The sequence below is a fragment of the Pseudomonas sp. B414 genome (genome assembly GCF_055408445.1).
The window spans coordinates 65,105-77,701 of record NZ_JBUZTQ010000014.1 but is presented as its reverse complement, the minus strand read 5'-3'; the positions used below and the strand labels follow the sequence as shown (position 1 = coordinate 77,701).

General features: G+C 55.5%; 11 protein-coding genes. 9 read left to right on the top strand and 2 right to left on the bottom strand.

All coding sequences use genetic code 11. The features are described from left to right. Positions 1 to 23 precede the first annotated feature (23 nt). The 5 genes from atpD to glmS all read left to right on the top strand — a co-directional run bounded on the left by atpD (position 24) and on the right by glmS (position 6,245). Positions 24 to 1,403 carry a F0F1 ATP synthase subunit beta gene (gene atpD, locus ACZRMH_RS13950; protein WP_019828667.1) on the top strand — a complete coding sequence of 460 codons (1,380 nt, stop codon included), beginning with the start codon at positions 24 to 26 and terminating at the stop codon, positions 1,401 to 1,403. Positions 1,404 to 1,459: 56 nt separating this feature from the next. After that, complete coding sequence (locus ACZRMH_RS13945) at positions 1,460 to 1,879, top strand: F0F1 ATP synthase subunit epsilon (protein ID WP_095027836.1); 420 nt, start codon at positions 1,460 to 1,462, stop codon at positions 1,877 to 1,879. Between the two features lie 115 nt (positions 1,880 to 1,994). Next, entirely contained in the window at positions 1,995 to 3,362 is a 1,368-nt protein-coding gene (gene glmU, locus ACZRMH_RS13940) for a bifunctional UDP-N-acetylglucosamine diphosphorylase/glucosamine-1-phosphate N-acetyltransferase GlmU (RefSeq protein ID WP_464013872.1), read from the top strand. 270 nt (positions 3,363 to 3,632) lie between these two features. Then, positions 3,633 to 4,400 carry a DeoR/GlpR family DNA-binding transcription regulator gene (locus tag ACZRMH_RS13935; protein WP_464013871.1) on the top strand — a complete coding sequence of 256 codons (768 nt, stop codon included), beginning with the start codon at positions 3,633 to 3,635 and terminating at the stop codon, positions 4,398 to 4,400. Positions 4,401 to 4,409: 9 nt separating this feature from the next. Next, positions 4,410 to 6,245, top strand: coding sequence for a glutamine--fructose-6-phosphate transaminase (isomerizing) (gene glmS / locus ACZRMH_RS13930; protein WP_464013870.1), 1,836 nt, complete (start codon positions 4,410 to 4,412; stop codon positions 6,243 to 6,245). Positions 6,246 to 6,349: 104 nt separating this feature from the next. Here the strand turns inward: glmS and ACZRMH_RS13925 are convergent, their stop codons facing one another. After that, positions 6,350 to 7,312 (bottom strand): bifunctional GNAT family N-acetyltransferase/nucleoside diphosphate kinase regulator, encoded by a 963-nt coding sequence (locus ACZRMH_RS13925; protein WP_464013869.1) that lies wholly within the window; start codon positions 7,310 to 7,312, stop codon positions 6,350 to 6,352. A gap of 256 nt (positions 7,313 to 7,568) precedes the next feature. On the opposite strand from ACZRMH_RS13925, the gene ACZRMH_RS13920 reads away from it, so the two are divergent. The 4 genes from ACZRMH_RS13920 to cfaB all read left to right on the top strand — a co-directional run bounded on the left by ACZRMH_RS13920 (position 7,569) and on the right by cfaB (position 12,062). After that, positions 7,569 to 8,483: a LysR substrate-binding domain-containing protein gene (locus ACZRMH_RS13920; RefSeq protein ID WP_464013868.1), complete on the top strand. Its 915-nt coding sequence runs from the start codon at positions 7,569 to 7,571 to the stop codon at positions 8,481 to 8,483. Positions 8,484 to 8,579: 96 nt separating this feature from the next. After that, positions 8,580 to 9,911: a serine hydrolase domain-containing protein gene (locus tag ACZRMH_RS13915; protein WP_464013867.1), complete on the top strand. Its 1,332-nt coding sequence runs from the start codon at positions 8,580 to 8,582 to the stop codon at positions 9,909 to 9,911. Positions 9,912 to 10,241: 330 nt separating this feature from the next. Then, entirely contained in the window at positions 10,242 to 10,589 is a 348-nt protein-coding gene (locus ACZRMH_RS13910; protein WP_464013866.1) for a DUF6124 family protein, read from the top strand. Positions 10,590 to 10,880: 291 nt separating this feature from the next. Next, the gene (cfaB, locus tag ACZRMH_RS13905; RefSeq protein ID WP_464013865.1) at positions 10,881 to 12,062 is read left to right on the top strand and encodes a C17 cyclopropane fatty acid synthase CfaB; all 1,182 of its coding nucleotides are present in this window, start codon (positions 10,881 to 10,883) and stop codon (positions 12,060 to 12,062) included. Here cfaB and ACZRMH_RS13900 read toward each other — a convergent pair. Beyond that, positions 12,053 to 12,544 carry a hypothetical protein gene (locus ACZRMH_RS13900; RefSeq protein WP_464013864.1) on the bottom strand — a complete coding sequence of 164 codons (492 nt, stop codon included), beginning with the start codon at positions 12,542 to 12,544 and terminating at the stop codon, positions 12,053 to 12,055. The two genes, cfaB and ACZRMH_RS13900, sit on opposite strands and share 10 nt — an antisense overlap. Positions 12,545 to 12,597 lie beyond the last annotated feature (53 nt).

Sequence of the window (12,597 nt, the reverse complement as noted above, 5' to 3'; positions counted from 1 at the left end):
TCAAATATTCAGAGGATCCAGCTATGAGTAGCGGACGTATCGTTCAAATCATCGGCGCCGTGATCGACGTGGAATTTCCACGCGAAAACGTACCGAGCATCTACAACGCGCTGAAAGTACAAAGCGCGGCCGGGACCACTCTGGAAGTTCAGCAGCAGCTGGGCGACGGCGTGGTTCGTACCATTGCGATGGGTTCCACCGAGGGCTTGAAGCGCGGTCTGGAAGTCACCGACACTGGCGCAGCCATCTCCGTTCCAGTCGGTAAAGCGACTCTGGGCCGGATCATGGACGTTCTGGGCAACCCGATCGACGAAGCTGGCCCGATTGACACCGAAGAGCGCTGGGGCATTCACCGTCCTGCACCGTCCTTCGCTGAGCAAGCTGGCGGCAACGACCTGCTGGAAACAGGCATCAAGGTTATCGACCTGATCTGCCCGTTTGCAAAAGGCGGTAAGGTTGGTCTGTTCGGTGGTGCCGGTGTAGGCAAAACCGTAAACATGATGGAACTGATCCGTAACATCGCCATGGAACACAGCGGTTACTCTGTGTTTGCTGGTGTGGGCGAGCGTACCCGTGAGGGTAACGACTTCTACCACGAGATGAAGGATTCCAGCGTACTGGACAAAGTGGCACTGGTTTACGGTCAGATGAACGAGCCGCCGGGTAACCGTCTGCGCGTAGCACTGACCGGCCTGACCATGGCCGAGAAGTTCCGTGACGAAGGTAACGACGTACTGTTGTTCGTTGACAACATCTACCGTTACACCTTGGCCGGTACTGAAGTATCCGCACTGCTGGGCCGTATGCCTTCGGCAGTAGGTTACCAGCCGACTCTGGCTGAAGAGATGGGTACTCTGCAAGAGCGCATCACTTCGACCAAGAACGGTTCGATCACTTCGATCCAAGCGGTATACGTACCTGCGGATGACTTGACTGACCCGTCGCCTGCGACCACGTTCGCCCACTTGGACGCTACCGTTGTACTGTCCCGTGACATCGCCTCCCTGGGTATCTACCCAGCGGTCGATCCACTGGACTCGACTTCGCGCCAGCTGGACCCGAACGTAATCGGCCAGGAACACTACGACACCGCTCGCGGCGTTCAGTACGTGTTGCAGCGTTACAAAGAACTGAAGGACATCATTGCGATCCTGGGTATGGACGAGCTGTCGGAAACCGACAAGCAGTTGGTATCCCGCGCTCGTAAGATCCAGCGTTTCTTGTCTCAGCCGTTCTTCGTGGCTGAAGTCTTCACTGGCGCTTCGGGTAAATACGTTTCCCTGAAAGACACCATTGCTGGCTTCAAAGGCATCCTCAACGGTGACTACGACCACCTGCCAGAACAAGCGTTCTACATGGTCGGCGGCATCGAAGAAGCGATCGAGAAAGCCAAGAAACTGTAATTCCAGCGCCCGGCAACGGGCGCTAATCAGGTTGAGGCAATCAGATGGCTAATATGATGACAGTCCATTGCGATATCGTCAGTGCGGAAGGAGAAATCTTTTCCGGTCAGGTCGAGATGGTGATTGCGCACGGCAGCCTGGGTGATCTTGGTATCGCTCTGGGTCATGCTCCGCTGATCACTGAACTCAAGCCGGGCCCGATCCGCCTGATCAAGCTGGGCGGTGAAGCCGAGGTGTTTTACATCTCCGGTGGTTACCTCGAGGTTCAGCCGAACATGGTCAAGGTTCTTGCCGACACCGTGCAACGTGCTGCCGACCTGGATGAAGCCTCCGCTCAGGAAGCCGTCAAGGCTGCCGAGAAGGCACTGAACGAAAAAGGCGCAGACTTCGATTACGGATCTGCTGCTGCACGTCTGGCCGAGGCCGCAGCTCAGCTGCGCACCGTCCAGCAAATCCGCAAAAAGTTCGGCGGCTAAGCCTCCTGTCTTATTGTGTGATTGATTAAAAAGGGTAGCCTCGGCTACCCTTTTTCTTTTTCCGCGAAATACTTTTTGGTCGCACCCGCTGACCACCCAGGATTGGTAGCCAGTCATGTCTCTCGATATCGTTATTCTCGCAGCAGGTCAGGGCACCCGCATGCGTTCTGCCCTGCCCAAGGTTCTGCACCCCGTGGCAGGCAATTCCATGCTCGGGCATGTTATCCACAGCGCCCGTCAGCTCAAGCCGACCGGTATCCATGTCGTTATCGGCCACGGTGCCGAATTGGTCCGTGAACGTCTGGCCGCTGATGATCTGAACTTTGTGTTGCAAGACAAGCAACTGGGCACCGGCCATGCCGTGGCTCAGGCACTGCCGTTTCTGACTGCGCAGAATGTGTTGATCCTGTACGGCGATGTGCCGCTGATCGAAGTTGAGACCTTGCAGCGTCTGCTCAAGCAAGTTGGCTCCGAGCAACTGGGCCTGCTGACCGTTAACCTGGCAGACCCGACCGGCTATGGCCGTATCGTGCGCGACGCCAGCGGCAAGGTCAGCGCCATCGTTGAGCACAAGGACGCGACCGAAGCTGAACGTGCCATCACCGAAGGCAACACCGGGATTCTGGCATTGCCGACCCAGCGTCTGGCTGACTGGATGAGCCGTCTGTCCAACAACAATGCACAGGGCGAGTATTACCTGACCGATGTGATCGCAATGGCGGTGAACGATGGGCTGGTGGTGGCCACTGAGCATGCACTGGACCCGATGGAAGTGCAGGGCGCTAATGACCGCAAGCAGCTCAGCGAGCTGGAGCGTCATTACCAGTTGCGTGAAGGGCGCCGCCTGATGGCATTGGGTGTGACCTTGCGTGACCCGGCCCGTTTCGATGTACGCGGTGAAGTGACCGTTGGCCGTGATGTGCTGATTGATATCAACGTGATACTTGAAGGCCGTGTGGTCATTGAAGATGACGTAATCATTGGCCCTAACTGCGTGATCAAGGACAGCACCTTGCGCAAAGGTGTGGTGGTCAAGGCCAACAGCCATCTCGACGGTGCCGTAATGGGCGAGAACAGCGATGCTGGTCCATTTGCCCGTTTGCGTCCGGGCAGCGTGCTGGATGCCCGCGCGCATGTGGGTAACTTTGTCGAATTGAAAAACGCCCATCTGGGTGAAGATGCCAAGTGCGGCCATCTGACTTACCTGGGGGATGCCGAAGTTGGGCCACGCACCAACATTGGCGCGGGCACCATCACCTGTAACTACGATGGCGCCAACAAGTGGAAGACCGTGATGGGGGCTGATGTGTTTATCGGTTCCAACAACTCGCTGGTCGCACCTGTGGATATCTCCAATGGTGCAACCACCGCAGCCGGTTCAACCATCAGCCAGGATGTTGCCCCGCAGCAACTGGCCGTTGGTCGTGCGCGCCAGCGCAATATTGATGGATGGAAGCGTCCGGTAAAGCAGCCAAAGTCTTGATTTGAAGTTATCCACAGATAGCATCCCGTGATCTGTGGTTATTAACAAGTCATCCTATAACTGTTTTAAATCAATAAGTTACCTAAAGCCTTATCGACTATCTGTGGATAAGGCTTTATTTTTGGCCATGATAAATTGCTTATTTAGCCAATAAATACAGGGCTGAAACGAGTTACCCACAGAAAATAACCAGCAATATTTTCTTGACGAAGATTTCGAGATAAGGTTTCATTGCTTTCGTTATCTTTCGAAACGAAACTTAAGCCCGTTATGTCTAAACGCAATACGCCACAACGCAGACACAACATTCTGGCCCTGCTTGCCGAGCAAGGCGAAGTCAGTGTGGATGAACTGGCCAAGCGCTTCGAAACCTCCGAGGTTACGATTCGCAAGGATCTGGCTGCACTCGAAAGTAACGGGCTTTTATTGCGCCGTTATGGCGGCGCGATCACCATGCCGCAAGAACTGGTCAGTGATGTCCCCCAGCCAGTTTCTCTCTATAAGCAAGCCATTGCCCGAGCGGCGGTTGCCCTGATCAAAGAGCATGCGCGCATTATCATCGACAGCGGCAGCACTACCGCCTCGATGATTCCACAACTGGGCCTGCAGCCCGGCCTGGTAGTGATGACCAACTCCCTGCACGTCGCCAACGCACTCAGCGAGCTTGAACACGAGCCTGTGTTGCTGATGACCGGGGGCACCTGGGATCCGCATTCGGAGTCCTTTCAGGGACAGGTTGCTGAACAGGTGTTGCGCTCCTACGACTTCGATCAACTATTCATCGGTGCTGACGGCATAGACCTGCAGCGCGGCACGACAACTTTTAACGAGTTGTTGGGTCTGAGCCGGGTCATGGCTGACGTTGCGCGTGAAGTGATCGTGATGGTCGAGTCGGACAAGATTGGTCGCAAGATACCCAACCTGGAACTGCCCTGGAGCAGCGTCCATACCCTTATTACCGATGATCGCCTGCCGCAAGAGGCACGCGAACAGATTCAGGCCCGGGGCATAACACTGTTATGCGCGGCCCTAAGCTAGGAGAACTTTATGTGTGGAATCGTTGGCGCAGTCGCTGAACGTAATATCACGGCCATTCTGCTGGAAGGCCTGAAACGTCTTGAATACCGTGGTTACGACAGCGCAGGCGTAGCTGTTTTCACCAATAACGGCACCCTGGAGCGCATGCGCCGCAACGGTAAAGTGGCCGAGCTGGAACAAGCCCTGGCCGGTGAACCTCTGGTCGGTCGCCTGGGTATTGCCCACACCCGTTGGGCCACCCACGGCGCGCCGTGCGAGCGTAACGCTCACCCGCATTTCTCCGGCTCTGATCTGGCCGTAGTGCATAACGGCATCATCGAGAACCATGAAGCCCTGCGTGAGCAGCTTAAAGGCCTGGGTTATGTCTTTACGTCGGACACCGACACCGAAGTCATTGCCCACCTGCTCAATCACAAACTGCAGGACAACAGCGACCTGACCTCGGCCCTCAAGGCCACCGTCAAAGAACTGCACGGTGCCTACGGTCTGGCTGTGATCAGCGCCAAACAGCCGGACCGTCTGGTTGCTGCACGTAGCGGCAGCCCGCTGGTGATTGGTCTGGGCCTGGGTGAAAACTTCCTGGCTTCCGACCAATTGGCACTGCGCCAGGTCACTGACCGTTTTATGTACCTGGAAGAAGGTGACATCGCTGAAATCCACCGTGACAGCGTGCAGATCTGGGATGTAAATGGCCAAAGCGTTCAGCGCGAAACCGTGCAATACAGCGATGGCGCAGAAGCGGCCGACAAAGGTGAATATCGCCACTACATGCTCAAGGAAATCCACGAGCAGCCAGCCGTGGTACAGCGCACTCTGGAAAACCGCCTGGGCGCTGACCATGTACTGGTGCAAGCCTTTGGCCCGCAAGCCAAGGAATTGTTCGCCAAAGTACGCAATGTGCAGATTGTTGCCTGCGGCACCAGCTACCACGCCGGTATGGTTGCCCGTTACTGGCTGGAAAGCCTGGCGGGTATCCCGTGCCAGGTTGAAGTGGCGAGCGAGTTCCGTTATCGCAAAGTTGTTGTGCAACCGGACACCCTGTTTGTTTCGATCTCGCAATCGGGCGAAACCGCTGACACCCTGGCTGCACTGCGCAATGCCAAAGAACTGGGCTTCCTTGGCAGCCTGGCGATTTGCAACGTAGGTATCAGCTCGTTGGTGCGTGAGTCTGATCTGACTCTGCTGACCCAGGCTGGTCGTGAAATTGGCGTGGCATCTACCAAGGCTTTCACCACCCAACTGGTAGGCCTGTTGCTGCTGACCCTGTCCCTGGGCCAGGTTCGCGGTACGCTGGAAGCGGGCGTTGAAGCTCAGCTGGTTGAAGAATTGCGTCGTTTGCCAGCGCGTCTGGGCGAAGCCCTGGCGATGGATTCGATTGTCGAAAAAGTCGCTGAATTGTTCGCCGACAAACACCACACCCTGTTCCTGGGCCGTGGGGCTCAGTTCCCGGTGGCAATGGAAGGCGCACTCAAGCTCAAAGAAATTTCGTATATCCACGCTGAAGCGTACCCGGCGGGCGAGTTGAAGCACGGCCCTCTGGCGCTGGTGGATAACGATATGCCGGTAGTGACTGTGGCACCGAACAACGAGCTGTTGGAGAAACTTAAATCCAACCTGCAGGAAGTGCGTGCCCGCGGTGGCGAGCTGATCGTGTTTGCCGACGAGCAAGCCGGCATGACCAATGGTGAAGGCACCCACGTGATCAACATGCCGCATATCCACGATGTGCTGGCGCCGATCCTCTACACCATCCCGCTGCAATTGCTGTCGTACTACGTTGCCGTGCTCAAAGGCACCGACGTTGACCAGCCACGTAACCTGGCCAAATCGGTTACCGTGGAATAAATTCCACTGCGAAATTCAATAGTGGATTTAGAGAGTTAAAACTGTCGCAGGAGCCGGTCAGGTCTGACCTACCGCCTCCTGCCACTGAGCAAAAAGCGCAGCAATTACAGGTGGAAATCGCCTGCAGCCTCCGGCTGGTAAAGCACTTTCCTGATCTCAATCCGGCGGGTCCGATCAGCAATTCGCCAGTCGATGGCGTCCCCCTCCTGATAGCCCAGAATGGCAGCGCCAATGTCGGAATACACGGAATGCTTCCCTGCGTTGCTGTCCGCGTCTTCAGGGTAGACCAAGGCCACTTCGATCTCTTCGTCGTCCAGCTGCAGCAACGCCCTGGAGTTCATCGTGACGACATTGCACGCCACCTGCTGCGGCGTGACCACAATCGCTCGCTCAAGCTCATGTTCGAGTTCAACAACGGTCGGGCCTTGCTCGAGCGCGATCAGACTCTCGAGCCTGGCCTTGTCGATTTCAGTGATGTAGATCCTGTTGGCGTCGCCAACGGTACCTTCGCGCAAGTACTGAAGATAGCGGCCCAACGTCATGGAAAATGACTTCAATGTCGGCGTTTCGCTCTCAAGCACAAAGCCGCTGCGCAGAAAGGCTTTCAGCGAGCGCGCATTGTCCGGGTGGATCTTGGCGATGAGCTTCTTGGCCCGCATGTCGAGGAAGGCCAGTTTCATGCCTTCGCGGATCGTGCGGGCGCCAAGGTTTCGGCCCCATTTGTCGCTGTCTCCGATGACCAGGACTATCTCGCAATTTGAGCCAGTCTTGATTAAGCGGACAAAGCCCACCGGGGCGTCATGCCGGTCATAAGCCATGAAGAATCGACCGCCCTGGTTGAACAGATGGGTCAGGATTGGCGATTGGGTCCGATCGATGGCTTGCTCGATGGAGCGGGAGACATGACGTGAATCGCTCAGATAGCAGGTGACGCGCTCATCCTCCAACCAGTCCATCAACGTCAACGCATGTGCCCGAGTAATTTCAGGGCACAGCGAAATGAAAGGCTTGTTCATCTTCACCACACTTATTTTCAAGGGATGAAAGCCCTTCATGGCTATGGCCATGACGGTTCTTTCGGCAACCGGCTATTTTAAGACATTACGCGCGTAAAGCCGAACAGCCTGGGGCGTTCGAGGAAATCATCGTTTTGCCCCCTTGATCCGCCTCAGAGGTTCGCCGCAAGCGGTTCCATCAAATGTACGTGGATGTCTTGTGATTACGGGGAGCAACAGTTTTAATTCTCTACATTCAGCACCCACTCGACCCGCACTGCGGGTCGAGTGGTTTCTGGCCTGTGGATAACCTCAGCAAGGAGCTGACATGCTTTACACCAATGCGCTAAAACAATTGGATATGCAGGATATTTCGATTGTCTTGTTATTGATCGAAAACCGCAGTGCCAAGCGCGTTGCCGAGATGTTGAATCTAAGTCAGTCGAGCATCAGCTACAGCCTGAAAAAACTCAGACACTGTTTCGACGACAAACTGTTCGAAAACAGTGATGGCGCCATGCAACCCACGGCTCGGGTGCTGGCGATCAAGCCTTATCTGCAAAACATCATGCAGTGCATTAATCAGTGCGCCAAAGAGGGGGCCGATCAGGGCAGCGTGCTGCGGCAGTGGAACATTACCGCTCCCGAATATTTCGAAATCCTGATGCTGCCCACGTTGTTGCAGCACGTGCGATCAAGCGGGCGTAACGGGTCGTTGAGTGTGAGCCGTCTTGGCAAGGATTTACCGATCAATGAGCTATTGGCCTCAGACATCGACGTTTGCTTTGGCTTCGGCCCGGGATATCACCAGCGCCATCCGCTGCTGGGCTATCGCAGCCTGAATGAAGATTCTTTTGTGTGCTTGTCCAGCGTGGCAAAACATCAGCCAAAATCCGCTTTGGATATTGATGAGTTTTGTGACGCGCCGCACATATTTCCAACGCCGTGGCTGTCGGAAAAAAACATGGTGGATGGCTGGTTGGAAAAACAGTCGCGCCGCAGAAATATTTTTACCCGGGCCAACTCCTATCACGCCGGGGTCAATATTTTATTGTCAGTGCCTGCCCTGATCGTGATCCCAAAAAAAATAGTAGCCACCCTGAATATTTCTCCAAAAATAAAAGTTCTCGAACCGCCAACAGGTTTTCCGACTTTTACTCTGGATATGATCTGGAGCCGTGAAAGACATATCCACAACGACTTCCATCAGCTGGAAGCGTTGATTGAAAAAATAAAAATTTAAATCTCGTTCCGCAGAACAACCCGCAGTGCGCTATACATTCCGACTGTTTATACCGCAAGGTGATGTGTGTGGCCTTGGGCTGAAAAGGAATATTCAATGTTTAAAAAAATTATCAAACCCGCCCGCGCCAGCGCGGTTTTTTTGCTGTCTTGCCTGGCAGCCTCCATTGCCTGCGCCGCCGATAAAACCAGCTACCCCGATGCCGCCGCCAGCGACCCGGCGACCATGGGCTGGATGGTAGGTGCGCCACCACCGCCTGATCGCATCGTACGTTTTGCCGATGGCAGTTATTTCAAGTTCCCGGCCATGCGCTGGAGCGTGTCCAACTTTCGCCAATTGATGCCCACCACCAACGTTTCCCGTGGCCTGGGTGCGCCGGTGCCGCTGGAGAAAGCCTTGCGTACGGATATCGACGCATTGACCTTCGTGCCGCTGGGCAGCAAGCAGCCAATGACCTGGGAGCAGTCACTGGCAGCGAACTACACCGATGGCATTGTGGTGCTGCATCGCGGAAAAATAATTTATGAGCGCTACTTTGGTGTGTTGAACCCCCAAGGTCAGCACGGCGCAATGTCGATGACCAAATCAGTAGTGGGCACCATGGGGGCGATGCTGGTGGCCGATGGCACCCTGGATGCCAATAAGAAAATTGCCGATTATGTACCGGAACTGGCCAAATCCGCCTTTGGCAGCGCCACCTTGCGCCAGGTGCTGGACATGACCACCGGGCTCAAATACAGCGAAGACTACGCAGACCCCAATGCTGAGGTCTGGAAGCACGCACAGGCGGGCAACCCTCTACCCAAGCCCAAGGATTACACCGGCCCGCAAAGCTATATGGAATATTTGCAGACCGTTGAACCGCAAGGGGAGCACGGCGAGGCCTTCGCTTACAAAACCGTGAACACCGATGTGCTGGGTTGGGTAATTGCCAAGGTAACCGGGCGTAATGTGGCGCAGTTGATGTCGGAAAAAATCTGGCAGCGTATGGGCGTTGAACAGGACGCTTATTTCACCGTCGACTCCATCGGCACTCCGTTCGCGGGCGGCGGCCTGAACACCGGGCTGCGTGATATGGCACGGTTTGGTGAAATGATCCGCAACGACGGCCAGTATCTGGGCCAGCAAATTGTGCCAAAGTCGGTGGTCGATGATATTCGTGCCGGTGGTGATAAAACTGCGTTTTCCAAAGCTGGCTATGACCTGCTCAAGGGCAGCAGCTATCGCGATATGTGGTGGGTGACGCACAACGCTGACGGTGCCTTTATGGCGCGCGGTGTTTACGGCCAACGCACGTACATCGACCCGAAAGCTGAAATGGTTATCGTGCGTTATGCCTCCAACCCGATTGCCAGCAACTCGGCGAATGATCCGGTGACCATTCCGGCATTTGAAGCCTTGGCCAAGCAGTTGATCGCCCACCCGTAATTACGACGGTATCGACACGTTATTTGGCGTTGAATATCAGCTGTTTCGTACGACGTTTCGCTTTCATTGTCGTGAAACATCCGAGAAAATCCAGCTCGCTTGCGCCTGTCCAAATCGGGGAATAGTCTCGGCCTATCGCTGCCAATCAGCGGTCGGGTTTAGTAGCCCGGCTGGTAAACTTGACGCAAAGTGCCATCGTTATGGTGGCCGTGCGTAGGGCACCTTTGTGTGCGCCGGTTTCCAAGTTTTCCGGTCTACTAACCTGCGTACGGCTGCCTCTCCATTCGTTTAGTAGCGATACGTGGCAGCTCCATAAATTTGGAGAACCCCATGAAAAAGATCACCCCCGATCCACCTGCTGTCCCCCTTGCTGCTGCTGGCAGTAACGAACCGTTGCTGGATCGTGCCGCCACCGAACGTGCACTCAATTTCTACCTGCAGGGCCATAAGCCCGTTCGCCCAATGGGCACGGCGATGTATGCCATCCCGGACAGTGTCAATTCAGAAGCGGCTTTGGCCCAAGCGTCAGACTTGTTGCGCTGTGCTGGCGCCTGCGCGAATGAGGCGGGGAATGGCTTGAGCGGGCCTGCGCGCGACCTGGTGTTGTCGGTCATGCACTTGGTGGAGCTGGCCAAGGGTTATGTCGACAAATCGCTGGATACACTGGCAACGCACTGAAGCAGCACGCGCCTGAGTGCGGCAGGCGCGTCATTGATTACCCCTCCTTGCATTAATCAGAATGAAGCAACCCTGGGCTCGACAAAGGTTTCATCATTTCTACTCCATCGAAACGAGATACTTCAGAGCTAGCGCTTGCATACGCGCTGATCCCGCCCTCTAACAGGTTGGAGATTGATCCAGATAAACGGTCGCGCAGGCTCTAATACCTACCTCTTGTCTGCGAAGCTGACAGTTTTCGTTATTCGTCTAACCTATAGTTTTGTTATCTGAAATGAAGGAGGAACACAGATGCTCGCGCAACTTCCGCCGGCCTTACAGAAACTTCAACTTCCATTACGGCTAAGGCTGTGGGACGGACACGAGTTCAATTTCGGCCCGACGCCCAGCGTCACGATCGTGGTCAAAGACCCGGCCCTGGTGTCGCAATTTACGAGGCCCAGCCTCGACTTGCTGGGCAGCGCTTTTGTTGAGGGCCGCCTTGAGCTAGAAGGCTCAATCAGCGAAGCGATCCGGGTCTGTGATGAGCTGAGCCAGGCGCTGGTTGACGATGAAGACAACACGCCCCCTCGCGTGTATCACGACAAGGCTACCGACGCCGAGTCGATCTCTTATCACTATGACCTGTCCAACGACTTCTACCAGCTGTGGCTTGACCGCGACATGGCCTATTCCTGTGGGTATTTTGAAACCGGGGAGGAAAGCCTGGATGAAGCGCAGCAAGCCAAGTTTCGTCTCTTGTGTCGAAAGCTGCGGCTCAAACCCGGTGAATACTTATTGGATGTGGGGTGTGGTTGGGGCGGGCTGGCGCGTTTTGCTGCGAGGGAATTCGGCGTCAAGGTGTTCGGGATTACCTTGAGCAAAGAGCAACTCAAATTGGCTCGCGAGCGGGTCAAGGCAGAAGGCCTGCAAGACAAGGTCGACCTGCAGCTGCTCGATTATCGTGATCTGCCCCAAGATGGCCGCTTCGATAAAATCGTCAGTGTCGGCATGTTCGAGCACGTAGGGCACGCCAACCTGCGTGAGTATTGCGAGATCCTGTCCCGGGCCGTGCGCGAAGGCGGGCTGGTGATGAACCACGGCATCACCTCCAAGCACACTGATGGTCGTCAGGTGGGCCGGGGTGCGGGGGATTTTATCGATCGCTATGTGTTCCCTAACGGCGAGTTGCCCCATCTGTCGATGATGACTGCCGAGATCAGTGAAGCCGGGCTGGAAGTGGTCGATGTTGAAAGCCTGCGCCTGCATTACGCGCGCACGCTGGATCATTGGAGCCAGCGTCTGGAGCAAAAGCTGGACGCCGCAGCCAAACAAGTCCCGGAACAGGCCCTGCGGATTTGGCGCCTGTATCTGGCAGGTTGTGCCTACGCTTTCGCTCATGGCTGGATCAACATCGACCAGATCCTGGCGACCAAGCCCCATGCCGATGGCTCGCTGGAGCTGCCACCGACCCGGGCGGATATTTATCGCTGAGTGTGGTTTTCCCATGTGATGGGTTGCGGGTCCTGGACCGGGTTTTTGTCCAGGACGAAGCGCCCGTCCTGCAGGCCAATGTTTTGATCAACCTTGGCCAGGGCTTTCTGCTCAAACGTCAGTGCGCTCTTGTTGAACACAAGGTCGTGGCGGGCAACGTTGCCGCCCCAGTCCGCTGAGGGGAGGGAGATGTAGCTGATGCGGTACTGCTCGTCAGTGAAGTCTCCCTCTACCACATACACGCCGTAGTGGTTCTCGCCAGGAGAAATGATTTTGTAGAGGCCGTTGTCGTAGTAATACAACACCGCTTCTTCGAAGGGTTTTTCGCTGTACATTTTCTTGTAGTGCAGCCGGTGGATATACGTCGGCTGACCGACTTCGACGTTGATAAAAGGAGATGAAGGCGCTGCGGCAGTTGTCTTGGCTTGAACGGGAGCCAGTGCGCTGATGCTGAAGAGCAAACCCATAAACGAGAACTTCATTGTTGTTATTCCTTGAACTGAGCGGCCGGATGATTCCGGGCCGCTCAGTTTAT